This is a genomic window from Streptomyces sp. NPDC042259 (assembly GCF_055582085.1).
Genome location: NZ_JBVJDW010000004.1, coordinates 569,368 through 594,708, shown reverse-complemented (window position 1 = coordinate 594,708; position 25,341 = coordinate 569,368). Strand labels below are relative to the sequence as shown.

Here is a 25,341-nt window from a genome sequence, read left to right as displayed (position 1 = left end):
CCCACCATGACCGACAAGGTTTCGCTGCCCGCCCCGCGCGAGGCGGCCTTGGACGTGGCCCGGGGCGAGCCGCTGCTCGTCGCCGAGGGGCTGACCAAACACTTCCCGATCACGGGTGGCTTCCCGGTGAAACGGCGGATCGGGGCGGTGCAGGCCGTGGACGGCCTCGATCTGACCGTCCGGGCCGGGGAGAGCTTCGGGCTGGTGGGCGAGTCCGGCTGCGGCAAGTCCACCACCGGCCGGCTGCTGACCCGGCTGCTGGAGCCGACCGCCGGACGGATCCTCTACCGGGGGCGGGACATCACCCACGCGGGGCGCCGGGCGCTGGCGCCGTTCCGTGCAGAGATCCAGATGATCTTCCAGGATCCCTATGCCTCGCTGAACCCCCGGCACACCGTGGGGAAAATCGTCTCCGGGCCGATGGAGATCAACGGCATCGACCCGCCGGGCGGCCGGGAGGCGCGCGTACGGGAGCTGCTGGAGACCGTGGGTCTGAGCCCCGAGCACTACAACCGCTTCCCGCACGAGTTCTCCGGCGGCCAGCGTCAGCGCATCGGCGTCGCCCGGGCGCTGGCCCTGGAGCCCAAGCTGATCGTCGCCGACGAACCGGTCTCGGCGCTGGACGTCTCCATCCAGGCCCAGGTCGTCAATCTGCTCCGCCAGGTGCAGCGCGAGCTGGGCATCGCGTTCGTCTTCATCGCGCACGATCTGGCCGTGGTGCGGCACTTCTCGCAGCGCGTCGCCGTGATGTACCTGGGCAAGATCGTCGAGGTCGGCGACCGGGACGACATCTACCACCGGCCACGCCACCCCTACACCCACGCCCTGCTCTCCGCCGTGCCCGAGGCGGCGGACCTGATGGACGCGGGGGACGGCGCGGGGGGCGCGAGCCGGGAGCGCATCCGGCTGGCGGGCGACGTGCCGTCCCCGGTCCGGCCGCCGTCCGGCTGCCGGTTCCGCACGCGCTGCTGGAAGGCGCGGGAGGAGTGCGCCACCGAGGAGCCGCCCCTGCTGCGTGCCGAGGGCAGCGGGCCGGGCCATCTGTCCGCCTGCCACTTTCCCGAGCCGCCGACGGTGGAACGGACGACCGAGGTCATTCTCGATCCGGCCCTGCGCGCGGCGGAGGGCCATACGGAATCCCCGTCACCGAACCACGCCGAGTGAATGTCTGTCAACTCTTGTGATTACAGGGGCACATGCCTACTGTCAATTTCACGCGACGCGGTCATCACACCGCGAGCGGATCTGACGAGAAGGAGGTGTTTGCCATGCGCAAGATGATCCTGACCGGTGCGCTTTTCGCCCGGCTGACTCGCAAGGACCGACTCACCCTGCCGTACTCGTACTACTAAACCGGCACGGTGACGCACCCGGTGGCCGCGGCAGCGATGCCGCGGCCACCGTCGTTCCCCCTCCCCGCGCTGCCGCCTCCGGCCGCGCTCCCCTCGCGTGAAACCCTGCCCGTACGAACCCCTGCGAGGCATTCGTGACCGCCACCGCCCGCCCGCGTAAAGATCTTCCCGGACCGTCCGGTGACAAGTACTTGGGCAATCTGCACGCGTTCAGCACCGATCCGCTCGGTTTTCTGACCGCCTGTTCCCGGAACTACGGCGACGTGGTGCGGCTCGGTGCGAACAATGTGCTGCTGACCTCCCCCGGCGACGTCGAGAAAATGCTCGTCGACCGGAATGCCAAATTCTCCAAGGCCAGTGCCGATACCCGGCGCGGTTCGCGGCGGCAGGGCTTTCCGCGCTCGACCATGAACAGCGACGGTGCCGAGTGGCAGGCCAAACGGCACCGGATGCAGCCGGCGTTCGGCCGTTCCCTGGCCACCAAGGCCGCCGAGATCGTCGACGCGCAGGGCGAGCGGATGCTCGCCCCCTGGCGGCCCGGCCAGGCCCGCGACCTCCAGGGTGACGTCTCCGTACTGACCCTGCGGCTGGTCACCTCGCTGATGTTCGGTGACGAGTTCGGCGACGCGGACACCGCCGAGGTGGCCCGGCTGGTCGCCCCCATCATGGACCTCTCCACCTCGCCGGTGCTGCTGCCCGAGTGGGTCCCCACCCTCCGCAAGCTCCGCATCCGGCGCTCGATGCGCCGCGTCGACCGCACCCTCAACGCCCTCGCCGCCTCACCCGCCGCGGCGGACCCGGCACGCGCACCCGTGCTGCACGCCCTCGTGCACGGCGACCCGGCCCCCTCGGCCGGTGAACTCCGCGATGAACTCGCCACGTTGATCATGGCCGGGTTCGAGACGACCAACGACTGCGTCGTCTGGACGAGCGTGCTGCTCGCCCGGCACCCCGAGGCCGCCGAGCGGGTCCGGGCCGAGGCCGGGGCCGCCTTCGCCGGCACCCCCGCCGGGCTCGCCCGGATGGAGGCCCTGCCGTACACGAACGCCGTCGTCCGCGAGGCCCTGCGGCTGTACTCACCGGTCTGGCTCACCAGCCGCGACGCCACCGAGGACATGGAGTTCGGCGGCTATTCCATAGCCGCCGGCACCACGGTCACCGTCAGCCAGTGGGTCAACCACCGCGACCCCCGCTACTGGGAGGACGCCGAGGAGTTCCGTCCCGAACGCTGGCTCGGCAGCGGGCCCAAGGCCGTACCGCGCGGCTCGTACTTCCCCTTCGGGCTCGGCCCCCGGGTCTGCGTCGGCGCGGCCGTCGCCACCACCGAGGCCGTGCACATCGTCGCCGACATCTGGCGCCACTTCCGGCTGGAGCTGATCCACCCCGAGCGCATCACCCCCCGGCCGGCCCTCGCCCTCCAGCCGATGGGCGTGGAGGTCGTGCCACGCGCCTGGTGATCGGACGTCTGACGATCAGGCGCCCGGTGATGGGCGTCCGGTGGTCAGACGTCCGGCGGTCAGACGGTGCCCTCGCCCGGGGTGCCCTCCGGCGGGACGACCCGGCGCTCCTCGGCGAAGTGACAGGCCGACGGGTGCGCGGCCGGACCGCCCGCCGCCCGGAACCACTGCGGCACCACCGGCTCGGGCACCTCCACCACACACCGCTCCTGTGCCTTCCAGCAGCGGGTGCGAAAGCGGCAGCCCGACGGCGGGTTCGCCGGCGAGGGCACGTCCCCCGACAGCAGGATCCGTTCCCGCCGCTCCCGCGCCGCCGGGTCCGGCATGGGCACGGCGGACAGCAGCGCCTGGGTGTAGGGGTGCGTGGGGTGCTGGTAGATCTGGAGGTCGGTGCCGATCTCGGCGAGCCGCCCGAGGTACATCACCGCGACCCGGTCGGAGATGTGCCGCACCACCGACAGGTCGTGCGCGATGAAGACATAGGACAGCCCGAACTCGTCCTGGAGCCTCTCCAGCAGATTGACCACCTGCGCCTGGACGGAGACGTCCAGCGCGGAGACCGGCTCGTCGCAGACGATGATCTCCGGGTTGAGCGCCAGGCCGCGCGCGATGCCGATGCGCTGGCGCTGACCGCCGGAGAACTGGTGCGGGTACCGGTTGATGTACTCCGGGTTCAGCCCCACCACGTCCAGCAGTTCCTGGACCTTCCGCCGCCGGTCGCCCTTCGGCGCCACCTCCGGATGGATCTCGTACGGCTCACCGATGATGTCGCCCACCGTCATGCGCGGATTCAGCGACGTGTACGGGTCCTGGAAGACCATCTGGATGTTGCGACGCACGGCCTTCAGGGCCTTGCCCGACAGATCGGTGATGTCCTCGCCCTTGTACAGGATCCGCCCGGCCGTCGGCCGCTCCAGGTTGACCAGCATCTTCGCGACCGTCGACTTGCCGCAGCCGGACTCCCCCACGATGCCCAGCGTCTCGCCCCGGCGCAGCGCGAAGGAGATCCCGTCGACCGCCCGGACCGCGCCCACCTGCTTGCGGAAGACGACGCCCCGGGTCAGGGGGTAGTGCTTGACGAGGTCCCGTACCTCCAGAATCTCCTCGCCTTCAGCTCTCATCGAGGGTTTCCTTCCAGAAGTGACAGGCGCTGGCCCGGCCCGGGCCCACGGTGAACAGCGGCGGCCGGTCCGTGCGGCAGATGTCCTGGGCCCGGGGGCAGCGCGGGTTGAACGGACAGCCGGGCGGGATGTCGGTGAGGCTGGGCGGCAGGCCCTTGATCGCGTAGAGCGCGCGGCCCTTCTGGTCCAGGCGCGGGATCGAATCCAGCAGGCCACGGGTGTACGGATGGGCGGGCGCCGCGTACAGCTCGTGCACCGGCGCGGTCTCCACGATCCGGCCCGCGTACATCACCGCGATCTTGTCGGCGACGTCCGCGACCACGCCCAGGTCGTGGGTGATGAGGATCAGGCCCATGGTGAACTCGCGCTGGAGTTCCGCGAGGAGGTCCATGACCTGCGCCTGCACCGTCACATCGAGCGCCGTCGTCGGCTCGTCCGCGATGATCAGGTCCGGCTCCAGGGCCAGCGCCATCGCGATCATGATGCGCTGACGCATACCGCCCGAGAACTGGTGCGGATAGTCCCGCAGCCGTTCCTGCGCCGCCGGGATCCGGACCCGGTCCATCAGCTGCGCCGCCCGAGCGCGGGCGTCCTTGCGGGTCATCCCCTGGTGCACCACGTACATCTCGGAGAGCTGCGCGCCCACGGTCATCACGGGGTTCAGGGACGACAGCGCGTCCTGGAAGATCATCGCGATCTTCGCACCGCGCAGTCTGCGCCGGGACTCGGCTCCCATCGTCAGCAGGTCCTCGCCCCGGAAGAGCACCTCGCCGCCGGTGACGAACCCCGGCGGCGAGTCGAGGATCCCCATCACCGCCTGGGCGGTCACCGATTTGCCCGAGCCCGACTCGCCGAGCACGGCCAGCGTCTCGCCCGCCGCCACGCTGTACGAGACGCCGTTGACCGCCTTGGCCACCCCGTCCCGGGTTCGGAACTCCACCCGCAGATCCCGCACGTCCAGCAGGTGCTGCGGCTGGTGCGTCTCCTGGGCCGGCTGCTGATCCATCCGTCGCTCCATCCCGCCGGGCCTCAGCGCAACTTGGGGTCGAGGGCGTCGCGCACCGCGTCGCCGAGCATGATGAACGCCAGCACCGTGATGCTCAGCGCGCCCGCCGGCCACAGCAGCATGTGCGGGGCATTGCGGATCTGGGTGGAGGCGTTGGAGATGTCGATCCCCCAGGAGACGGTCGGCGGCTTGAGGCCGACGCCCACGAACGACAGCGTCGCCTCCAGGGCGATGTAGGTGCCCAGCGCGATGGTCGCCACGACGATGACGGGCGCCACCGCGTTGGGCGCGATGTGCCGCAGCAGCATCCGCCGGTTGTCGGCCCCGAGCGCCCGCGCCGCCTGGACGTAGTCGTGCTGTTTGGCCGTGACCACCGAGCCGCGTGCGATCCGGGAGATCTGCGGCCAGCCCAGCAGCACGATGAAGCCGACCACCGGCCATACCGAGCCGCTGGTGACCACGGAGAGGAAGACCAGGCCGCCGAGGATGATCGGGATACCGAAGAAGATGTCGGCCACCCGTGACAGCAGGGCGTCCCACCAGCCCCCGAAGAACCCGGCCAGCCCGCCCAGCACGCTGCCGAGCAGGGCCGCCCCGGTGGTGGCGCAGACGCCGACGGCGATCGAGGCGCGCGCCCCGTGGACCGTGCGGGTGTAGACGTCGCAGCCCTGGGTGTCGAAGCCGAAGGGGTGGCCGGGCTGGGAGCCCTGGCCGGCCTTGGCCAGGTCGCAGCTCAGCGGGTTGCCGCCCGCGATGAGGCCGGGCCAGATCGCGATGAGTACGAGGAAGGCGATGACCAGCCCGGAGGCCAGGAAGACGGGGTCGCGTCGCAGGTCGTGCCAGGCGTCGGTCCACAGGCTGCGGGCCTTGCCGTCGCCGCCGCCGGGGGGTGGTGCTTTCTCCAGCGATTCGCCCTCGCTGGTGGCGAGGGTCATCGCGCCGCCGTCGCCGGGGGTGATGGCCGCCTTGGGATCGAGCTTCGGGTCGAAGGGGTCAGGCATAGCGGATCCTCGGGTCGAGCACGGCGTAGAGGAGGTCGACGAGCAGGTTCGCCAGCAGGAAGACGATGACCAGGATGGTCACGAAGCCGACGACGGTCGGCGAGTTCTGCCGCAGGATGCCCTGGTAGAGCTGGAAGCCGACACCGTGGATGTTGAAGATCCGCTCGGTGACGATGGCGCCGCCCATCAGGGCGCCGATGTCGGTGCCGATGAAGGTGACGACGGGGATCAGCGAATTGCGCAGCAGATGCCGGGTCACCACCCGGCGCCGGGGCAGCCCCTTGGCGACGGCCGTACGGACGTAGTCGGCGCGGGAGTTCTCGGCGATGGACGTGCGCGTCAGCCGGGTGACGTACGCGAGCGAGGTGAGGGCCAGCACCAGGCCCGGCAGGATCAGCTCGTCGAACGGCGCGGCCGGGGAGACCGACGGGGAGACCCACCCCCACTTCACCCCGAGCAGGAACTGCAGCACATAGCCGCTGACGAAGGTGGGGATGGAGACCACGATCAGGGTCAGCAGCAGCACGGAGGTGTCCGCCGAGCGCCCGCGCCGCAGCCCGCTGAGGACGCCGAGGGTGATCCCGAAGAGGATCTCGAAGAGCAGCGCGACGACGGTCAGCCGCAAGGTGACCGGGAAGGCGCTCTTCATCAGCTCCGTGACCTTCTGGCCGTTGAAGGCGGTCCCGAAGTCACCGGTGAGGATCTGCCCCATGTAGTGCAGGTATTGCTTCCACAGCGGCTCGTCGAGGTAGAGGTCCCTGCGGATCCGGGCGGCGGTCGCGGGGTCGGGGGCCTTGTCGCCGAACAGCGCGGCGATGGGGTCGCCGAGGGCGTAGACCATGAAGAAGATCAGGAACGTGCTGCCGATGAACACCGGGATCATCTGGAGCAGCCGCCGGATCACATAGCGTCCCATGGGGGCTCCGGGGTTTCGGACGTCGGACGGGGCTTCCGGGTTCGGTCAGCCGACCTTGATCCGGTCGTAGACGGGCACGCTGAAGGAATTGAGCATCACGTCGGAGAGATTCGCGGAGTAGCCGGCGCTGCCGTTCTGGTACCAGAGCGGGATGGCGGGCATCTGCCCGGCGAGGATCTTCTCCGCGTCCTGGAACTTCCCGACCGCCTTGTCCTGGTCGTTCTCGGCATTGGCCTCGTTGACGAGCTTGTCGAAGTCCGGGTCGCTGAACTTCCCGTAATTGGAGGAGGCGCCCGAGTAGTACAGCGGCTGGAGGAAGTTCTGGATCAGCGGGTAGTCCATCTGCCAGCCCGAGCGGAACATCCCGGTCATCCGGTGCTGGGAGATCTGGTTGCGGAAGTCCGCGAAGGTGCCGACGGGATTGACGACGCAGGCCTTGTCCATGCCGAGGGCGTTGTTGACGCTGTTGCAGACGGCGTCCATCCACACCCGGTGCGATCCGGTGTCGACGTTGGAGGTGATGGTCACCTGCCCGCCGGGCAGCCCGCCGCCCTCCTGGATCAGCTTCTTCGCCCGCGCGGCGTCGAAGGTACAGGCGTCACCGCACAGCCCCTCCTTGTAACCGCCCTCGGACTTCAGCACGGGCGAGGTCCAGTCCGTCGCCGGGGTGCGGGTCTTCTGGTAGATCTGCTCGGTGATCTGCTTGCGGTTGATCGCCATGGACAGCCCCCGGCGGACCTTGTCCACCCCGGCCTTGGACCACTTCCCGTCGTACATGGGGAAGACGACGGTCTGGACGATGCCGGCGGGCTGGTTGATGTACCGGTCGCCGAGGTCGTTCTTGACGTTCTTGAGCTGGGCGGCCGGGATGTCGTCGACGAGATCGAGGTTGCCCGCCTGGAGATCGGTGTAGGCGGTGTTGTTGTCGGTGTAGACGCGCAGCTCGACGCCCTCGTTCTGCGCCTTGTCGTCGCCCGGGTAGCCCTCCCACTTCTTGAGGTTGAGAGCGGACCCCTTGGCGTACGAATCCACCATGTACGGGCCGTTGCCAACGGGTTTCTTCAACCAATTTTCATGATCGTCGAAGAATGCCCGGGGCAGTGGGGAGAAGGCCTGGTAGCCGAGGGTCTGCGGCCAGGTGGAGAACTTCTGGGTGAGCTTGACGGTAAAGGTCCGGTCGTCCTTGACCACCAGCCCCGACATGGTCTTGGCCTTGGCGGCGCCGCTGTCCGGGTGGACGTCGCCATATCCGTCGATGGTGGCGAAGAAGGGGGCGTTGTTCTGCTTGTTGTCGACCAGGGCCCCGTAATTCCAGGCGTCGACGAAGGACTTGGCGGTCACCTTCTCGCCGTTGGAGAAGGTCCAGCCGTCCTTGAGGGTGACGGTGAAATTCTGCTGGTCCGACGTATCGATCTTCTCCGCGAGCACGTCCTTCGCGGCACCGGTCTTGGGGTCGTACCGCTTGAGCCCCCGGAAAATCATGGTCAGGACCTTGCCGCCCTGCACCTCATTGGTATTGGCCGGCTCCAGCGGATTCTGCGGATCCCCCCATGAGGCCCGCACCACCCCGACCCCACCGCCGCCACCCCCGCCGCAACCCGCCGCCGCGAGCGCGACCGCCGCCGCCGTCGCCGCCCCCACCGCCGAACGAACGGCCCACTTGGCGCGCGTGCCTCCACGCATGGAGTGCCTCCCTCAAGGTTCCGAGCCATGACCCGGCCATGTCCCAAGCCACGCTTAGGCCCACATAACACCCCATGAGGTGACGAAAAGCGCCCTTCTGGCGGCCGTCCGGGGGCAATCCGAGGCGGAATCCGCCCGAATGCGGGAGCGCTGGCCGCTGGGCTTGAGTGCGGGGGGTGCCAGGGGCGCCGGGGTCCTGGTCCAGCTTGGATCAAGCCCGTCCGGCGATTGAGGACGCGCCCGCAGGGCGCCACGCCGCCGCAGGCGGCACAGCCCGGCCGGTAGCCGAAGACCGCCGGACACGGCCTAGGGTGGCCGGCAGGCTGCCAGGAGAGTTCGCGAGGGAAGGGGCGGCGCATGTCCGTGGAGCAGACCGAGCACGACGGCCCGTTGATCCCCAAGCCCACCCTGACGCTGCCGGCCCTGCGCCAAGCGGTCGCGACCGTTGCCCCGTCCCGCTTGCCGGAATTCTTCGAGGGCATGCAAAGGGCGTTCGTCGAGGCCGGTGACCAGGGCAGTGTGACCCCGATCCGGATGTTCTACCGGCACTGGGGCGTGATCGTGGAAATCGAGCGGCATCCGCGGATCGCACGACGCCTGCACGCGGCGGAGCGAGCGTTGGACAGCGAGGACGCCGCCGTCCGGGAGAGAGCGATCCGCGAGGCCGGCGAGATCGTCCGTGCGGCCCAATCCGAGGTAGAGCGTGGCTGACGGACGTATGCGCCCCGCCCGGGGCATGTGTCGGAAGTGGCTTGAGCGCCTGTTGGCTCGTCAGCCCTGAGACAGTGTGGCGAGCCAGCGGTCGTCCTGGAACTCGGCGGGGACTTCGTCCTCCCACGGATCGATCCCGCGGCGTTCCAGCTCGTCAAACCATCGGTCCCGCTGCGACTCGGGGAGGCGTCGCCCGCACCAAGGGCAGAAGTCGATGATGATGCTCGATGTGCCGCCGTCGTGGATCACCAACCCGTACTCCTGGAACTTGGCGCTGAATTTGATCAGCGCGTCCGGGCAGGCGAAAGGATCGTCGTGCTGTTCGCAGCGCACGTTCGCGCGACGGCCCATCTCCTCGCAACACTGATTGGTCATGACCCCGGATTTCTCGTTGATCGGCACCGTGCCGAGAAGTAGATCACGGTCAGTTACGCCGCCGAGAGGGCACCGCAGGGCGACTGATCCGTCGGGCGCGGCTCGGCCGAGCCGCGCCCGACGGATCAGGGGGCGGTCATGGGCGCTCGTGCGTCACACGCAGATGCACCCCCATGGCAGCGGTCAACGCGGCGGCTTCGTGGACATCACCGGCTGCCAGCGCGCGGGCGCGTCGGTGCTTGATGTCCCGGCAGCCTTCACACCGGCCGTCCGGCTTCTCGGTGGGCTCCTCGCTCACAGGCGACTCCGCGCGGCCTGATCATTGGCGTCGGCCACGCGTACGCGCAACGTGTCACCGGTGGTCGCCGGACGAAGGTCGCACGGCAGGGCCTCCCACTCCCGACCTCCGGCGGGGCCTCGCAGTAACACCCGCCCGCCGATGACATCCATCACCTCACCGACGCGGTCCAGCCTGGCGTCCAGCATCAGCGCCCCGACGGCGGGCAGCGGTGACTGATCGCGGGCGCTCACCGGGCCGCCGCCGGGGGGCGGGTGACGAAGTCGATGCCGTGGGCGGTCATCCTCACGATGACCGCCGGGTCCGGGGGTCGCGGGGGTTCGACGGGCCGGGCGGGGCTGCGGGCTGGCTGCCCACGGTGGTTGGCCTTCACCCCACGTAGGGCTCTCGCCCATGCGAACCAGCGGAAGTTAAACTTCTCCACGTTGACGCTCCTCTTGCAGCGTTGACCATGCCCCGGGACCGTGCCAGCGGTCGCCGGGGCTTCTGTGTTCGGGCACACGGGTGCCCTAAGGCGCCCACTCGGGTTCGACCCGGCAGGGGCACCCATGCAGCATGGCCAGCCGCCAATGCAGTCGCAACACATTCCTTCAATGTGCATACGCAAGAGTGAACTCGGCACCAGGGCCGCGTTTTCCATGCGGGACACTGTGCGCCAAACCTCCTTCGCAACACCCCGGGAGACTGGAACATGCCTGCGATCCCCACCATTCGTCGCCGCATGCTCGGCACCGAACTCCGTGCACTCCGTGAAGGTTTGGGACACACAGCGGATCAGATGGCCAGGCATCTCGGCTGGCACCAGACCAAGGTGAGCCGCATCGAGAACGGTCGGTCCGGCGTCCGTGTCCACGAGCTGGAAGCCATGCTGGACCTCTATGGAGTGACGGATCCCGGGGCACGAGAAGGATTGGTCGGCCTGGCACGGGAGAGCAAGGGGCGGATGTGGTGGACGCCCTACTCGGACGTGATCACCCCGCGATACGCCTCGTTCATCGCGCTGGAGACGGAAGCCGAATCGAAGCGGACCTTCGAAATGACGCTGATCCCCGGCCTGCTACAGACGGCGGAGTACACCCGTGCGGTCGTCAGCGCACTCGCGCCGGACACCAAGCCCGAGGCGGTCGACGCCCTGGTGAACGTCCGGCTCGCCCGGCAGAACGCCACCCTTCACCGATCCTCACCGCTCAGGCTGTGGGCAGTCGTGGATGAGGCCGCCCTGCGCCGGCCGATCGGTGGAGGGCAGGTCATGACCAAGCAGCTCCACCACCTATTGGAGGCATCCGAGGAAGCCAACATCACCTTCCAGGCGCTGCCGTTCTCGTCCGGTGGGCATGCCGGCCTGCTGGGGTCCTTCGCGATCCTTCAGTTTCCCATCCGCAGCGATCTGGACGTGGTGTGTACCGAGTCGTATGTCAGTAGCATCCAACTCGAGCGACGAACCGACCTCGCCACCTACAGCCAGATGTTCGACGGGCTCCGTGCGGCCGCGCTCGATGAGGCACACTCACGCAACTTCGTCTCGCGCATCCTGAAGGATTCCCTATGAGGCCCATCACCTGGCAGGACTCGTCCCGGAACCACGTCACGTGGCGCAAGAGCAGCTACAGCGGTCACCAGACGGACTGCATACAGGTCGCGGACGGCTATCCCGGCATGACCCCCGTCCGCGACAGCAAGAACCCCAACGGCCCCACCCTCGCCTTCGAGGCCGCCGCCTGGTCGGCGTTCATCAGCGGGCTGAAGTCCGGATCCCTTCCGGACACTAACTGACCCTCCGGCACAGGCCGAGGTGACGGACTCCGTCGCGAGCAGTCGCGGCTCGCTGATCCGGCACACACCGGGCGCTGAGGAGTGAGCGGGCCCGTACAGATCCGAGTCGGGCGCGGGCGCCGAACCCACCGCGCCACCCGTGGGGCGCGAGTACCGTCGATTGCACGAACAAGGAGGCATTGTGACCGCACACCCTGCTGAGCACCAAGCCGTTCCCGAGCCGCCCCCCATGCGCACCCTGCACGAACTGCGGGCGGCGCTGCGGGCTCATGGCCATCCCGGCGACCTGACACAGCTGGAGCGGGAGCTGGACACGGCCGACCTTGACGATCTGACGGCCGTCCGTCGCATCACGGGACGCTACCGCCGCCGCGTCCTTCTCCGTATCGACCCCGAGGGGTCGGCCGCAGTGAAGCGATCCGCCGAGGACATGGCCGCAGAACTACGGCGCAAGCTCGCCAACGCCGCCGGCGGCGCCCGGTGACCCATGCGTTCTACTCCGACGCGGCCGAAAAGACACGCGTGGAGCTGACCCGCGTCGAGCGAGCCGCCGTCGAGGCCGTCAGAGCCTCCCTGGAGACCGACCCCCGGCAGGGAGACCCTATGCCCGGCAGTGACCTCCAGGTCGTGGACCTGGAACCCGAAGAGACCGGTGGCGGCCGCGGCGTCTCAGTCGTGTACCGGCTTGACGAGGCACTCGACGCGGTGCTGATTGTGTGGCTCGTGGCAGGGCCGTAACCACTGGCACCACGGCAGGCACGTTACGGGGGGTTACCCCCGGAAGGATGCGGGGGAACGGCCCATGGAGCAGAGGCGCGCACGACTCATAGCGTCGGGGCATGAGAAAACGCAACGTCCTCACCGCCCTCACCCTTACCCTCACCACCGTCGCCACAGGGACCGGCTTCGCCGCGAGCCCCAAGAAGCCGGCCCCTGCGCAGCAGGACGGGCTGGAGCGGTTCAGAGAGCAGAAGGTCGTCTGGGGCGCGTGCCAGGACACCAAATTGGCGGCTAGCGGGACCGAGTGCGCACGAGTCACCGTGCCGCTCGACTACCGCGCGCCGGACGGCCGGACGTTAGAGCTCGCGATCTCGCGCATCAAAGCCACCGGCCAAGACAAGGGCAAAGGCAAGGCCAGAGCCCGGCGCGGAATACTCCAGACCAACCCCGGCGGCCCCGGCGGCCCCGGTCTCTCCATGCCCGCCGAACTCCGGGAACGCCTGAGCCCAGACGTGGCGGCGGCCTACGACATCATCGGCATGGACCATCGCGGGGTCGGGGAGAGCACCCCGTTGGACTGCGGACTGTCCCGTACGTCCTGGATACGCTCGCCCGGAAGCGACCGGGCGGGATTCGACGAGAACGTACGGCTGGCGCGGCAGGACGCCCGTAAATGCAACGAGAAATACTCCGGCACGCTCGCGCATTACTCGACCCGCAATATCGCCCGTGACGTCGACATCGTCCGCGCGGTGCTGGGCGAGCGCCGGACCTCGTGGTTCGGGCAGTCGTACGGCACGGTCCTCGGCGCCACCTACGCGCAGATGTTCCCGGAAAGGGTCGACCGTCTGGTGCTCGACAGTGCCCCCGACCCGGTCAAATACGGTGACATGCGCCTGGTTCAAGACATGGGGCAGGTCAACGAGAAGGCCCTGGACGACTTCGCCGCATGGGCCGCGCCCCGCCACAGCCGGTACCGCCTCGGTGCCACGCCCGCCGCCGTCCGCAGCACCGTCGAGGGGCTCGTACGCCGGGCCATGGACGAGCCGGTCAAGGTCGGCCCGTACCGGGTGGACGGGCACGATCTGCCGCTCTTCCTCTTCGACTTGGGAGTGGACGCCCAGAAGAACACGCAGTACGCCGAGGTCGTGCGCAACCTCCTCGACGCCGCCGACGGCAAGGCGAGCACCCCTCACCCGTACCTGCTGGAGCAGCTCAAGGTGATGTCGGATCCGGTGGGCTCCGGGATGAGTGCCGGCATCTCCGGCCAGCTCGCGGTGCTCTGCGCGGACACCACCATGCCCCGCGACCCCGAGTGGTACTGGCGAGCCGTCGAACGCTCCCGCGCCGAGCAGCCCGTCTTCGGCCCGGCCCTCAACAGCCCCCTGCCGTGCGCCTTCTGGAAGGACCGCCCCAGCGAGAAGCCGACGGTGATCAACAACAAGGTGCCGGCGCTGCAGCTCCAGGCGACCGGCGACACCCGCACGCCCTACGAGCAGGGGCTCGGCATGCACCGGGCGATGCGCGGCTCGGCCCTGGTGACCGTCCCGGCCCGAACCCACGCCGTCATCGTCTCCCTCCCCGGCACCTGCGCGGACAAGGCCGTCGACGACTACCTGCTCCGGGGCACGCTGCCCGCGCGGGACATCACCTGTAAGCCCGCCGCCTGACCCGAGGCACCGGCCCCGGGCTGCCCTCCCCGCCCGCCCCATATGCACTTGATCACGCCATGTGGCACGTAACCGCTTTGCGCATACAACATGTTTTCGATAGACATGGATGCCATTTAGTGGGGGCTGTGTGGCGAAGGTGCACATTGGGGCGGGCGAGTGCGCCACGACAAATAGGCCCTGAGACGTGGCAAGTGCGGGCAACCGGGGGAGCTGGGGGTTTTCATGACGGCTTGGGACATCAATCCGTCCGCAGTGAGTGGCGTGCTCACCAAGTGCGGAACGGCTGCCGAAGGGTTATCGAAGGCGGGTCAGGCAGTGCAGAAGTCACTGCCGGCCGCCGCGACCGCCGCCGGCACGATCAGCGGGATGTACTGCGGTAACGCGCCCAGCGGGCCGGTCGCAGGGGCTCTGGGCGAGTTCGCCAAGGCGTGGGGCAAGGACATCGCCTACGTGGCACAGCGCACCGCCAACTCGTTGAACGGCGCCCTCAAGGCGACCCAGGAGTACGTGCAGGGCGACCTGAAGATGGCGGCGGACGCGCACAACGAGGCGCTCAAGGAGCCCAAGATCGACATGTCGGGGCAGGGGAAGAAGTGAGCGACAAGGACCTGATCGTCCCGTCGGGCATCCCGCAGTTCACGGGCGATCTGGAGGCCCTGGAGACCGAGTCCAAGTCCCTGGCCACCAACGCCAAGCTCTTCCGGGACTCCGGCGCCGCCGTGCACACCCAGTTCCAGGGGCTCTCGGCCTGCTACAAGGCTCCGGAAGCGGACAAGCTGTTCGCCACGACCGCGCCGGTCGCGACCAACTCGGACGGCTTCGCGGACGACCTGGAGAAGGTCACCGCTGCTCTGAACGCCTACGCCAGCGAAGTACGTCCTCTCAAGGCCAAGCTCGAGAGCCTCAAAGATGACGCCATCGCGTTCACCGACAGCGTCGAGGGCGACGACGACTGGCGCAAGGACCAGAAGAAGGTCGACCGCAACAACAGCCTCTGGCACAGCGTCAACGCCACCGTCGCCGCCTTCCACGCCGCCGAACGTACCTGCCACGACAAAATCGTCGCCCTGGTGCACGGCACGCCGCTCATACCCGACGACGGCTCCCACAAGCCGAACATGTACGGCTACAAAGCCAGCGACCTCGACCACGCCGAGAAGACCCCCTGGGGCGCGATGGCCGAGCGCGAGTACACCGGTCTGGCCTGGCTGCGCCACAAGGCCAAGGCCTTCCTCTGGGACGGCTTCGTCATCGACGGCATCGTTGGCACCTTCAAGGGCCTGGGAACCCTGGTCGGCACCGACGGCTGGGACAAGGCCGGCCAGGCGTGGACGGGGCTGGCCAAACTCGCCACCGGCGTGCTGATCACCGCCACGCCCCTCTCGGGCGCGTACTGGATGGCGCCTGAGGACAAGCTGCCGAAGTGGCTCCGCGAGTCCCGCACGGCGGTGAAGGAGACCGGAAAGGCCCTCATCGCGTACGACCAGTGGGGCAAGAACCCCGCCCGCGCGGCAGGCGGTGTCACCTTCAACGTCCTCACCACCGTCTTCACCGGCGGCGCCGGAGCAGCCGCGAAGGGCGGAGCGGCGGCCAAGACGATCTCTGTGGTCGGCAAGGTCGCCCGTGTGGTCGACCCGATGACGTACGTCGGCAAAGCGGGAAAGTTCGCTTTCGTCAAGGTCGGCGACCTCATGTCGAGCCTGAAAACCTTGAACCCCGGCGCCTCTTTGCGTGTCGCCGGAGAGACGTTCCGTCTTGCGGACGAGGCCACGGCGGCGAAGCTGGCGGAGCGCCCCGCCGGCCTGCCCAAGGACGTGGCGGAGTTCGTCGACAACAAGGGCCGACCGGTCTACATGAACCCGAAGACCGGCCAGCTCTTCGACGAGCACGGCAAGGTCAAGCAGCCCGCGGAATCCGTCCCGAAGGAGGGCTCGGCGGCGGAGCGCGCCGCCGAGCACGCCCGCACGTCCCAGCCGGAGAGGGTTCCGGTCGGCGCGGGCGCCCGTGCGGGGTCCGACGTAACGGCCTCGGCCGGACACACCGGCGACAACGTCGCGGGCGGCGCGGCGCACGACGTCCCCGCCGGGGCCGCCCACGACCTCGAGCACGGCCCTTCCTCCAGTCACGGAACCCAGGGCACCGGCGGTGGCGGCCACACCGCGCCGCACACTGGTGTCGGCGGCCACGACGCACCGGGCTCCGGCACGGGTGGCCACGGCTCCGGGGGGCATGGCGACACCCCGTCGACCCCACACGGTCACGACGAGCCCTCGGGCACTCCTCACGACGCGGATAGCGCACACACCCCCAAGGCTGATGGCGCGGATTCCAATCCCGACAGTGCCAACAGTCATGACGGCGGTGCCCCCCGCGCGCCACGCCGCCCCGTCGGTGACTTCGTCCCGGAGGGGGGCTCGAACCTCACTCCGGAGCAACTCCAGGAAGGGCTACAGCACGCACTCAACGGTGAGTACGGAGGCCTGCGGATCAAGGTCGACGGCGTGTTCCCAATGGGGAACACGTTGGGCTGGAGTGCGCACTTCGTCGACGCGGCCGGCAACCCCGTCGGCCGGATGGAGCGCGACTTCGTCCGCCGGGAGGACGGTACTCTGGCCGTCAAGCACCTGATCATGAAGATCGACGACCCGGCTTTCCGCGGAAAGGGCGCCGGTTCGGCGATCAGCAGGCATCTGGAGAACTGGTATCGGCAGTCAGGCGTCTCGGAGATCCAGCTCACAGCGGCCAAGGAAAACGGCGCCTACACCTGGGCACGGCGAGACTACGACTGGACCAATGAAAAATCGGCCCAAAAGATCATCAATCGCGTCAGCGTGAAAATGAACGACTCCGAGTGGTCGCTCTCCAAGGAAGAGCTCGCGGCCGCCAAGGACATCGTGGACCGCGCGAGGAAGCACCCCTTCAGAAGCTCCGATTACCCTACGCCCCAAGAGATCGCGAACATAGGTTGGGCTGCGGGTAGGGACGACTTCTTCGGGAAGCGCGTACTTGTCGGTCAGCGTTGGGAAGGTAGGAAACTGCTATGACAGAGCGCGGCAAACTGGAACCGTCGGACCCCGTCGACCCGCTGGTGGTCAAGCGCCATCGCCTGTCCTCGGAATGGTTCTACGAATTCTGTGCCAAGTACGGCGTCGATTATCCGGACGAGGCCACCCCCGAGCAGGAGGCCGAATACCAGGCCGGGCTGGACGCGATCTATGCCCGCATTCGCGAAGAGGCCGCCGCCGAGAGGGCGAAGCAGGGCGACTGATCCGGCCCCATTTGCGCTACCCGCGGCCATGGGTGTCGGGTGCGGCTCGATCGATCCGCACCCGACACCCATGGCTTACTTAAGCCCCTCCATACGCTCACCAGGACACCGCCATGAAAGACGTCATAGCCCTCACCCCCGACATGCCCGACTCCTGGGCCGTCGTGGCCGGGCTCTACGCCGGTGGGCCCGGGCTCGGCGTCGGGGCCGGGCATGACGGGGCCGTCATCCGGCTGCGCGCGGCGGACGGTCGGCCGCTCGTTTCGCTGGAGGCGCCGATGCTCGTGCACGTGCCCGGTGAGGCCGAGCGGCTGCTCGGGGGTGACGTCGGCGAGCCCCCCGTGCCGTACTGGTGGACCGAGGTGCGGGCCTCCACCGCCGTGCCGGAGGCAGGGCCGCTCGCCGGGTCCGTCGCGGGGCGGCTCACCGCGCTGCTCGGGGGGAGCGTGTGGCCGGCCGGGGCCGCCACCACCGAGGTGGTCCGGACCGCCGGCGCGGGAACCGCTCATACCGCGTCCGGCGACGACGACCTCACCGTGGACGTCCTCACCGACTCCACCGCCGTGGTCCTCGCCGACCGGCCCGTCCTTGCGCTGACGGCCTGGCTGTCCGCCGTTCTGCGGAAGGTCATCGACGCCGGGCTCGCGCTGCACATCGTCACACCACCCCACGTGCGCCTCAGCCTGCCCCTGCGCACCGCTCTGGCCGGGGCACCCAACCGCTGGGTCGTGCAGGACCCCGACTGCGGCTACTACGACGGGCTCTCCGGTGCCGTCCTGCACTGGCACGGCGGTACCTTCACCCCCGTCGAAGGCGAAACCGGGGAACGGTCCGCGGCCAAAGCCTTCACCGAAAACGCCCCCGCCACCGACCGACAGCTCGGCGTCGCCTTCCGCGTCACCCACCGGCCCGACGACAGCCTCGTACTCGGCCAGGCCCTGGAAACCGCCTGGACCGCGCTCACCGGCGCCGCGCCCGCAGGCTGGGGCACCGCCGAGCCCGTCAATCTCCGGTGGTCCAAAGACCAGTTGACGGACCTCGCCCGCGACCGCTCCCCCGAGCCCACCCATCTGCTCGCCGTCGGTCACCCAGGCCGCCCCGGCATCGCCACCCACCACGTCACCCGCACCCCCGACGGCGTCGCGGAAGACATCACCCTGACGCTCGGCTACGGCGAGGGCGAAACCCCGCCCCTCGATGCGACCGAGCCGCTCGCCCGGGCCCTCGTCGCCGAGCACGGCCTCACCTCCATGCTCGTCACGCTGCGCCGGGCCCGCCGGGATCTCACCGTCCCGCCGCGTTTCGAGGCACCGCCCGTTCCCGTCTCGTTCACCCTCGGTACCGACGACGTCCACACGATCGGCCTCGACCACGCCCACCGCCCGCCCGTCGCCCTCCGCCCCGTCCAGCTCGGCCCGGACGCCCGGCCCGCCCTGTACTACCCCCTCGGCGACGGCACCGACGCCCAGGCCTGGGCGGTCCTCCAGCAGCTCTCCGCCCACCTCCAGGTCGATCCCGCGCACTGACCAGGACGTCAAGGTCGCCGAGCCGCGCGTCGAGACCGTCGCGATCAGCGGCTGATCTACCGGTCAGCGGCCGATCACGCGAAGACGAAACATCGCAAAGACAAAACGGGGGGCTCCCCCGGACATCACATCCGGGAGAGCCCCACCACAACCAACGGCCGAGCGCCGGCGACTACGCCGCGCCCACCACCTGCTTCTCCTCCGCGAAGTGGCACGCGGACTCGTGTGCCGCCGGAGTCTTGCGGCCCGCGAAGACCTCGGGGATCGCCAGCAGCGGCGACTCCTCCGCGCAGCGGTCCTCCGCCTTCCAGCAGCGGGTGCGGAAGCGGCAGCCCGACGGCGGGTTCGCCGGGGAGGGCACGTCGCCGGTCAGGATGATCCGCTCGCGGCCCTCGCGAGCCTCGGGGTCGGGGACCGGGACGGCCGACAGCAGCGCCTGGGTGTAGGGGTGCGTCGGGTGCTCGTAGATCTCCGTGTCCGTGCCGATCTCGGCCATCTTGCCGAGGTACATCACGCCGACCCGGTCGGAGATGTGCCGCACGATGGACAGGTCGTGCGCGATGAAGAGGTAGGAGAGGTTGAACTCGTCCTGGAGCTTCTCCATCAGGTTGATGACCTGCGCCTGCACCGACACGTCGAGCGCGGAGACCGGCTCGTCGCAGATGATGATCTCCGGGTTGAGCGCCAGGCCGCGCGCGATGCCGATGCGCTGGCGCTGACCGCCGGAGAACTGGTGCGGATACCGGTTGATGTACTCCGGGTTCAGGCCGACGACGTCCAGGAGTTCCTGGACCTTCCGCCGCCGGTCGCCCTTCGGCGCCACCTCCGGATGGATCTCGTACGGCTCCCCGATGATGTCACCCACCGTCATGCGCGGATTCAGCGACGTGTACGGGTCCTGGAAGACCATCTGGATGTTGCGACGCACGGCCTTCAGGGCGCGTCCGGACAGCTTGGTGATGTCCTGGCCCTTGTAGAAGACCTCGCCCGAGGTGGCGGTCTCCAGGGTCATCAGCAGCTTGGCGACGGTGGACTTGCCACAGCCGGACTCGCCGACGATGCCGAGGGTCTCGCCCTGGTACAGGTCGAAGGAGATCCCGTCGACCGCCTTGACCGCGCCGACCTGCCGGCGGAAGAGGATGCCCTGCGTCAGCGGGAAGTGCTTGACGAGGTTGCGGACCTGGAGGATCGGCTCGCCGCGCTCGACCGGGGCGTCGAGGACGGCCTCGACCTCGGCGGTGGTGCTGGCGTCGGTGTGCACCACCTCGGTGACGTTCGGCGTCGCGTCGACCACGGCCTCGCCCTTCTTGCCGGACTTCTCGCCGGGCTTGTTGCCGGACCCGCCGGTGGACTCAGCCATGGATCGTCTCCTTCCAGAAGTGGCACGCGCTGCCGCGGCCCGGCAGCGCCGCGCCGTCCGGCTCCGTGACCTGGTGCAGCAGCGGGACGTCGGTGCGGCAGACGTCCTGCGCCTTGACGCAGCGCGGGTTGAAGGCACAACCCGAGGGGATCCGCGTCAGGTTGGGCGGCAGACCCTTGATCGCGAAGAGTTCCTGGCCCTTCTGGTCCAGGCGCGGGATCGAGTCGAGCAGACCACGGGTGTACGGGTGCGCGGGGCGCTTGTACAGCTCGTGCACCGGCGCGGTCTCCACGATCCGGCCCGCGTACATCACCGCGATCTTGTCGGCGACGTCCGCGACGACACCCAGGTCGTGGGTGATGAGGATCAGGCCCATGTTGAACTCGCGCTGCAGCTCCGCGAGCAGGTCCATGACCTGCGCCTGCACCGTCACGTCCAGGGCCGTCGTCGGCTCGTCGGCGATGATCAGGTCCGGCTCCAGGGCCAGCGCCATCGCGATCATGATGCGCTGGCGCATACCGCCCGAGAACTGGTGCGGGTAGTCGCCCACCCGCTCCTTGGCGGCCGGGATGCGCACGCGGTCCATCAGTTCGATGGCCTTGGCCTTGGCGTCCTTCTTGGACAGGCCCTGGTGCACCCGGTACATCTCGCCGAGCTGGTAGCCGACGCTCAGGACGGGGTTGAGGGACGACAGCGCGTCCTGGAAGATCATGGCGATCTTCCGGCCGCGGATCTGCCGCCGCTCCTCGCCCGACATGGTGAGCATGTCCTGGCCGCGGTAGAGGATCTGGCCCTGCGGGATCTTGCCGGGCGGCATGTCGAGGATGCCCATGATCGCCTGCGCGGTCACGGACTTGCCCGAGCCGGACTCGCCGAGCACGGCCAGGGTCTCGCCGGCGTCGACGGTGTAGTTCACACCGTTGACCGCCTTGGCGACACCCTCGCGGGTGTGGAACTCCACGTGCAGGTCACGGACTTCGAGCAACGGAGTGCTCGCGTCGTCGGCCGAACGGGGTTCGGGGACGTTCGCGGTCTTCTCAAGAGTGGTCACGGTTACGCCTCCCTCAGCGCAGCTTGGGGTCGAGGGCGTCGCGCACCGCGTCGCCGAGCATGATGAACGCGAGCACCGTGAGACAGAGCATGCCGGCGGGGAAGAACATGACGTGCGGGGCGTCCCGCAGTGCGTCCTTGGCGTCCGAGATGTCGATGCCCCACGAGATCGTCGGGTCGGCAAGGCCGAGACCGAGGTACGACAGGGTCGCCTCGGCGGCGATGTAGCCGCCCAGGGCGATCGTGGCGACGACGATGACGGGGGCGATCGCGTTCGGCAGGATGTGCCGGAACAGGATCCGTCCGGTGCCCGCGCCGAGCGCGCGTGCGGCCGTCACATAGTCGGACTGCTTGGTGGTGATCACCGAACCGCGCATCACGCGGGCGATCTGTGTCCAGCCGAGGAACGCCATGGACCCGGCCACCACCCACAGCGCCCGGTCGGTGAACGAGGTCAGGATGACCATCGCGCCGAGGAAGAAGGGGATGCCGAAGAAGATGTCGGTGAAGCGGGAGAGCACCGAGTCGATCCAGCCGCCGTAGTACCCGGCGAGCATGCCGATCAGTCCGCCGAGGACCGTGACCGCGATGGTGACGAGCACACCGACGCTGATCGAGGCACGGGCGCCGTAGATGACACGCGCGTAGATGCTGCGGCCCTGCTTGTCGTACCCGAACCACTCGGGCGAGAAGACGTGACCCCACTCCGGCTTGGACAGGAAGTGGTTGGTCAGGTCACCGCTGCGCGGGTCCACGCTGGTGAACAGCGTGGGGGCGATCGCCATCACCAGCAGCAGCACGATCAGCAGCGCGGAGATGACGAAGAAGGGGTTGCGGCGCAGTTGCTGCCAGGCGTCGCTCCACAGGCTGCGCGGCTTGCCGGTGGCGGGCACCGCGGGCACGTTCGCCGCGACCGTCTCGTCCGTGGTCAGGACGGTGTCGGAGGCGGCCGGGGTCTTGGTCACGTCAGGCATACCGGATCCTCGGGTCCAGGACCGCGTAGAGCAGGTCGACGATCAGGCTGGTGAACAGGAAGACGATGACCAGGACGGTGACGATTCCGACGGTGGTCGTGCCCTCGCCCTGGCTGACCGCCCGGTAGAGCTGCATGCCGATGCCCTGCACGTTGAAGATGCCCTCGGTCACGATCGCGCCGCCCATGAGGGCGCCGATGTCCGTACCGAGGAAGGTGACGACGGGGATCAGCGAGTTGCGCAGCAGGTGCACACCCACGATGCGGCGCTTGGGCAGGCCCTTGGCGAGCGCGGTGCGCATGTAGTCCGAGCGGACGTTCTCGCTGATGGTGGTGCGGGTCAGCCGCGCCACGTAGGCCAGCGACAGGGAGCCCAGCACGGCGCCTGGAAGGATCAGCTGGCTGAAGTCCTCGGAGTCCTGGACGCTCGGTGTCACCCACCCGAGTTCGGTCGCGAAGACCGTCTGGAAGATGTAGCCGAGGACGAAGACCGGCACCGAGATCACCAGCAGGGTGAAGATCAGTACGGCGGTGTCGACGGCCTTGCCGGCCTTGAGCCCGGCGAAGACGCCGAGGGTGATGCCGAGGACCACCTCGATGACGAACGCGACGAGCGCCAGCCGGATGGTGACGGGGAAGGACTCCGCCATGAGGTCGGAGACCTGACGGCCGCCGAAGGTCTCGCCGAACTGCCCCTGGAAGAGGTCGGCCATGTAATTGGTGTACTGCTGCCACAAGGGCAGGTCGAGCCCGAACTTGTGGCGCAGCACCGCGACCTGGGCGGGGTCGGCCGCCTTGTCGCCCCACAGCGCCTTGATCGGGTCGCCGGGGAGCACATGCACCATGAGAAAGATGAGCAGAGTGGTCCCGATGAACACCGGGATCATCTGGAGCAGTCGCCGCGCGACGTAACGCCCCATGTTGCCTCCATGTCAGTCGCATCCACGGCGTCGGACGCTTGTGCCCCTGCGGGTGGAGGAGGGTGGCGCTAACGCTCGCGGGTGCGCCGGTGCCGCCGACGTATGCGGCGGCACCGGCCTCAACGGTTGTCCCTGGGTTACTTCTGCTTCACCTGAACGTCGGTGAGGATGGGGTCACCGTCCTGGCCGTACGGCATCTTGCCGTAGACCTTGGTGGACTGACCGGCGTTGGTCGCGTAGTACCAGAGCGGGATGACCGGGAGCTTCTTGACCAGGGTCTTCTCGGCCTCCTGGTAGAGCTTCACGGTCTCGTCGAGGCTGTTCGCCTGGTCGGCCTTGGCGGCCAGCTCGTCGAACTCCTTGTTCTCGTAACCGCCCTGGTTGCCGTCGGCCTTGGAGCCGTAGAGGTCACGCAGGAAGTTGGCGTTGACCGGGTAGTCCAGCACCCAGCCGGACCGGTACATCGACTTGACCTGCTTCTTCTCACGCTGGTCGAGGTCGGCCTTGAAGTTCGGCTTGGAGTCGCCGACGCACTCGATACCGGTGGACTTGCGGATGCTGTTGCACACCGCGTCGACCCAGGTCTTGTGCGGCTGGTCGGCGTTGTACTGGACGGAGATCTTGTTGCCGGGGACGCCGCCGCCGTCCTTGATGTACTGCTTGGCCTTCTCCGGGTCGAACGTGCAGGCCTCGCCACAGGAGTTGGCCTGGTAGCCCAGCACGCCCTTGGCGACGAAGCTGGTCGCCGGGACGCGGGAGCCGTGCAGCGTGGTCTTGGTGATCGTCTCGCGGTCGATCGCCATCGACAGGCCGGTGAGGACCTTCGGGTTGATGCTCTTCCACTGGTCGGTGTAGAAGGCGAACGCGATGTCCTGGATCGCCGAGTACTCGTTGGTGATCGCCCGGTCGCCGAGGTCGTTCTTGTAGTTCGTCAGCGAGGTGTCGGGGATCTGCTCGACCCAGTCGAGGTTGTTCGACCGCAGGTCGTTGTAGGCGGCGTCGGCGGTCGTGTAGTTCTTGAAGGTGATGCCGCCGTTCTTCGCCTTGTCCGGGCCCTGGTAGCCGTCGAAGCGCTTCACGACGATCTTGTCGTTGTGGTCCCAGGACTCGAACTTGTACGGGCCGTTGCCGACGGGCTTCTGGCCGTACGCCTTGGGGTCCTTGAAGAACGCGTCGGGCAGCGGGTACCAGACCGAGTAACCGAGCTTGTAGTTGAAGTACGAGACCTTCGACTTGAGCGCGATCGTGAACTCGGTGTCGCTGACGACCTTCAGGCCGGACATCTTGTCGGACTTCGGGTCACCCTCGCCCTTGGCGGGGTGGACGTCGTCGTAGCCCTCGATGTCGGCGAACCACTGCGAGTTGATCTGGTTGTTCTTGGTGTTGGCCGACCAGTTCCAGGAGTCCACGTAGGACTTGGCGGTCACCGGCTCACCGTTGTGGAACTTCCAGCCCGGCTTGAGCTTGACGGTCCAGTGCTGGGCGTCCGAGGAGGTCACGGACTCGGCGTTGATGTTCTTGATCTTGCCGGTGCCGGGCTCATAGGTCACCAGGCCGGAGAAGAGGCTCTTCAGGACGCGGTGGCCCTGGCTCTCCTTGGCGTTCGCGGGCTGCAGCGGGTTCTGCGGCTCACTGGTCTGGACGACCAGCGTGCCATTGGGGTCGACCTTGCCGTCGGTCAGACCGCTTCCGCTGTCGCTCTTGTCGCCGCCGCAGGCGGTCGCAGCCATGGCCACGACTATCGCGCCCGTGACCCACTTAGCGCTCTTGGCACCGCGCATGGGAATGCCTCCTCAGGAGTCCACTTATCACTACAAGAGAGGCACCGGCCCCACGCTGACACCCCTGACAGCGGAGACGGAACCGGTACCCCGAGTGTGCTCGTGAGTCGGCGCTCCCCACAGCGCGTGACCCGTTGACCCGAGCTCAGTGAACCCAACTATTAAGTAGGACCGCCTTGTAAACCACACTTAAAGGGTCTCGCTTTGGTCACATCGATCACACCCGGAGGCTTTAAACCCGGACAAAGTGATCACAGACAGACACACGCGAAACGGACTGTTAACACGAGTTACGGATTTTCCCGTCCGCTCACCGGACGTCCGCGGGGGTAAACCTGACGGATAATCCGTTGCCAACCGACCCCCGGACGTGCCGG

The 25,341-nt window shown here is 68.4% G+C and carries 26 protein-coding genes; 13 read left to right on the top strand and 13 right to left on the bottom strand.

The window, feature by feature from the left end; genetic code table 11:
* The first annotated feature begins 6 nt into the window (after positions 1 to 6).
* The 3 genes from ACZ6MA_RS14905 to ACZ6MA_RS14895 all read left to right on the top strand — a co-directional run bounded on the left by ACZ6MA_RS14905 (position 7) and on the right by ACZ6MA_RS14895 (position 2,809).
* Entirely contained in the window at positions 7 to 1,164 is a 1,158-nt protein-coding gene (locus tag ACZ6MA_RS14905; protein ID WP_469433876.1) for an ABC transporter ATP-binding protein, read from the top strand.
* 32 nt (positions 1,165 to 1,196) lie between these two features.
* Positions 1,197 to 1,352 carry a cittilin family RiPP precursor gene (locus ACZ6MA_RS14900; protein WP_469433874.1) on the top strand — a complete coding sequence of 52 codons (156 nt, stop codon included), beginning with the start codon at positions 1,197 to 1,199 and terminating at the stop codon, positions 1,350 to 1,352.
* A gap of 134 nt (positions 1,353 to 1,486) precedes the next feature.
* A complete protein-coding gene (locus ACZ6MA_RS14895; protein WP_469433872.1) occupies positions 1,487 to 2,809 on the top strand; it encodes a cytochrome P450 in 1,323 nt (440 codons plus the stop codon).
* A 59-nt stretch (positions 2,810 to 2,868) separates the two neighbouring features.
* Here the strand turns inward: ACZ6MA_RS14895 and ACZ6MA_RS14890 are convergent, their stop codons facing one another.
* The 5 genes from ACZ6MA_RS14890 to ACZ6MA_RS14870 are packed head-to-tail and all read right to left on the bottom strand — an operon-like array spanning position 2,869 to position 8,536.
* Complete coding sequence (locus ACZ6MA_RS14890; protein WP_469433871.1) at positions 2,869 to 3,930, bottom strand: ABC transporter ATP-binding protein; 1,062 nt, start codon at positions 3,928 to 3,930, stop codon at positions 2,869 to 2,871.
* Positions 3,920 to 4,936 (bottom strand): ABC transporter ATP-binding protein, encoded by a 1,017-nt coding sequence (locus ACZ6MA_RS14885; RefSeq protein ID WP_469433869.1) that lies wholly within the window; start codon positions 4,934 to 4,936, stop codon positions 3,920 to 3,922. The genes ACZ6MA_RS14890 and ACZ6MA_RS14885 overlap by 11 nt, the downstream gene beginning before the upstream one ends.
* Positions 4,937 to 4,959: 23 nt before the next feature.
* Complete coding sequence (locus tag ACZ6MA_RS14880) at positions 4,960 to 5,937, bottom strand: ABC transporter permease (protein WP_469433868.1); 978 nt, start codon at positions 5,935 to 5,937, stop codon at positions 4,960 to 4,962.
* A complete protein-coding gene (locus ACZ6MA_RS14875) occupies positions 5,930 to 6,853 on the bottom strand; it encodes an ABC transporter permease (RefSeq protein WP_469433866.1) in 924 nt (307 codons plus the stop codon). The genes ACZ6MA_RS14880 and ACZ6MA_RS14875 overlap by 8 nt, the downstream gene beginning before the upstream one ends.
* 45 nt (positions 6,854 to 6,898) lie before the next feature.
* Positions 6,899 to 8,536 carry a peptide ABC transporter substrate-binding protein gene (locus ACZ6MA_RS14870; protein WP_469433864.1) on the bottom strand — a complete coding sequence of 546 codons (1,638 nt, stop codon included), beginning with the start codon at positions 8,534 to 8,536 and terminating at the stop codon, positions 6,899 to 6,901.
* Positions 8,537 to 8,893: 357 nt separating this feature from the next.
* Here ACZ6MA_RS14870 and ACZ6MA_RS14865 point away from each other — a divergent pair, with 357 nt between their 5' ends.
* Complete coding sequence (locus ACZ6MA_RS14865) at positions 8,894 to 9,247, top strand: hypothetical protein (RefSeq protein ID WP_469433863.1); 354 nt, start codon at positions 8,894 to 8,896, stop codon at positions 9,245 to 9,247.
* Positions 9,248 to 9,307: 60 nt separating this feature from the next.
* Here ACZ6MA_RS14865 and ACZ6MA_RS14860 read toward each other — a convergent pair whose 3' ends face one another.
* The 3 genes from ACZ6MA_RS14860 to ACZ6MA_RS14850 form a co-directional block, all read right to left on the bottom strand.
* Positions 9,308 to 9,622: a DUF6980 family protein gene (locus ACZ6MA_RS14860; RefSeq protein WP_469434123.1), complete on the bottom strand. Its 315-nt coding sequence runs from the start codon at positions 9,620 to 9,622 to the stop codon at positions 9,308 to 9,310.
* A 136-nt stretch (positions 9,623 to 9,758) separates the two neighbouring features.
* Complete coding sequence (locus ACZ6MA_RS14855) at positions 9,759 to 9,920, bottom strand: hypothetical protein (protein WP_469433862.1); 162 nt, start codon at positions 9,918 to 9,920, stop codon at positions 9,759 to 9,761.
* Entirely contained in the window at positions 9,917 to 10,153 is a 237-nt protein-coding gene (locus tag ACZ6MA_RS14850) for an H/ACA ribonucleoprotein complex subunit GAR1/NAF1 (RefSeq protein WP_469433861.1), read from the bottom strand. Before ACZ6MA_RS14850 ends, ACZ6MA_RS14855 begins: the two co-directional genes overlap by 4 nt.
* A gap of 458 nt (positions 10,154 to 10,611) precedes the next feature.
* Here ACZ6MA_RS14850 and ACZ6MA_RS14845 point away from each other — a divergent pair, with 458 nt between their 5' ends.
* The 9 genes from ACZ6MA_RS14845 to ACZ6MA_RS14805 all read left to right on the top strand — a co-directional run bounded on the left by ACZ6MA_RS14845 (position 10,612) and on the right by ACZ6MA_RS14805 (position 18,880).
* Entirely contained in the window at positions 10,612 to 11,469 is an 858-nt protein-coding gene (locus ACZ6MA_RS14845) for a helix-turn-helix domain-containing protein (RefSeq protein WP_469433859.1), read from the top strand.
* A complete protein-coding gene (locus ACZ6MA_RS14840) occupies positions 11,466 to 11,693 on the top strand; it encodes a DUF397 domain-containing protein (protein WP_469433858.1) in 228 nt (75 codons plus the stop codon). The genes ACZ6MA_RS14845 and ACZ6MA_RS14840 overlap by 4 nt, the downstream gene beginning before the upstream one ends.
* A 181-nt stretch (positions 11,694 to 11,874) precedes the next feature.
* The gene (locus ACZ6MA_RS14835; protein WP_469433856.1) at positions 11,875 to 12,177 is read left to right on the top strand and encodes a hypothetical protein; all 303 of its coding nucleotides are present in this window, start codon (positions 11,875 to 11,877) and stop codon (positions 12,175 to 12,177) included.
* Positions 12,174 to 12,431 (top strand): hypothetical protein, encoded by a 258-nt coding sequence (locus ACZ6MA_RS14830; RefSeq protein WP_469433855.1) that lies wholly within the window; start codon positions 12,174 to 12,176, stop codon positions 12,429 to 12,431. The genes ACZ6MA_RS14835 and ACZ6MA_RS14830 overlap by 4 nt, the downstream gene beginning before the upstream one ends.
* A 101-nt stretch (positions 12,432 to 12,532) precedes the next feature.
* Positions 12,533 to 14,083 (top strand): alpha/beta hydrolase, encoded by a 1,551-nt coding sequence (locus tag ACZ6MA_RS14825; RefSeq protein WP_469433853.1) that lies wholly within the window; start codon positions 12,533 to 12,535, stop codon positions 14,081 to 14,083.
* Between the two features lie 225 nt (positions 14,084 to 14,308).
* Complete coding sequence (locus ACZ6MA_RS14820; protein ID WP_469433852.1) at positions 14,309 to 14,683, top strand: DUF6507 family protein; 375 nt, start codon at positions 14,309 to 14,311, stop codon at positions 14,681 to 14,683.
* Positions 14,680 to 17,130 carry a GNAT family N-acetyltransferase gene (locus ACZ6MA_RS14815; protein WP_469433850.1) on the top strand — a complete coding sequence of 817 codons (2,451 nt, stop codon included), beginning with the start codon at positions 14,680 to 14,682 and terminating at the stop codon, positions 17,128 to 17,130. The genes ACZ6MA_RS14820 and ACZ6MA_RS14815 overlap by 4 nt, the downstream gene beginning before the upstream one ends.
* Positions 17,127 to 17,354 (top strand): hypothetical protein, encoded by a 228-nt coding sequence (locus tag ACZ6MA_RS14810; RefSeq protein ID WP_469433848.1) that lies wholly within the window; start codon positions 17,127 to 17,129, stop codon positions 17,352 to 17,354. The genes ACZ6MA_RS14815 and ACZ6MA_RS14810 overlap by 4 nt, the downstream gene beginning before the upstream one ends.
* Positions 17,355 to 17,467: 113 nt before the next feature.
* Positions 17,468 to 18,880 (top strand): DUF6177 family protein, encoded by a 1,413-nt coding sequence (locus ACZ6MA_RS14805; RefSeq protein ID WP_469433846.1) that lies wholly within the window; start codon positions 17,468 to 17,470, stop codon positions 18,878 to 18,880.
* A 172-nt stretch (positions 18,881 to 19,052) separates the two neighbouring features.
* Here ACZ6MA_RS14805 and ACZ6MA_RS14800 read toward each other — a convergent pair whose 3' ends face one another.
* The 5 genes from ACZ6MA_RS14800 to ACZ6MA_RS14780 all read right to left on the bottom strand — a co-directional run bounded on the left by ACZ6MA_RS14800 (position 19,053) and on the right by ACZ6MA_RS14780 (position 24,964).
* The gene (locus ACZ6MA_RS14800) at positions 19,053 to 20,240 is read right to left on the bottom strand and encodes an ABC transporter ATP-binding protein (RefSeq protein WP_469433845.1); all 1,188 of its coding nucleotides are present in this window, start codon (positions 20,238 to 20,240) and stop codon (positions 19,053 to 19,055) included.
* The gene (locus ACZ6MA_RS14795) at positions 20,233 to 21,291 is read right to left on the bottom strand and encodes an ABC transporter ATP-binding protein (protein WP_469433843.1); all 1,059 of its coding nucleotides are present in this window, start codon (positions 21,289 to 21,291) and stop codon (positions 20,233 to 20,235) included. The genes ACZ6MA_RS14800 and ACZ6MA_RS14795 overlap by 8 nt, the downstream gene beginning before the upstream one ends.
* A 13-nt stretch (positions 21,292 to 21,304) precedes the next feature.
* Positions 21,305 to 22,264: an ABC transporter permease gene (locus ACZ6MA_RS14790; protein WP_469433842.1), complete on the bottom strand. Its 960-nt coding sequence runs from the start codon at positions 22,262 to 22,264 to the stop codon at positions 21,305 to 21,307.
* Entirely contained in the window at positions 22,257 to 23,183 is a 927-nt protein-coding gene (locus tag ACZ6MA_RS14785; RefSeq protein ID WP_469433840.1) for an ABC transporter permease, read from the bottom strand. The genes ACZ6MA_RS14790 and ACZ6MA_RS14785 overlap by 8 nt, the downstream gene beginning before the upstream one ends.
* 137 nt (positions 23,184 to 23,320) lie before the next feature.
* The gene (locus ACZ6MA_RS14780; RefSeq protein WP_469433838.1) at positions 23,321 to 24,964 is read right to left on the bottom strand and encodes a peptide ABC transporter substrate-binding protein; all 1,644 of its coding nucleotides are present in this window, start codon (positions 24,962 to 24,964) and stop codon (positions 23,321 to 23,323) included.
* Positions 24,965 to 25,341: the final 377 nt, after the last annotated feature.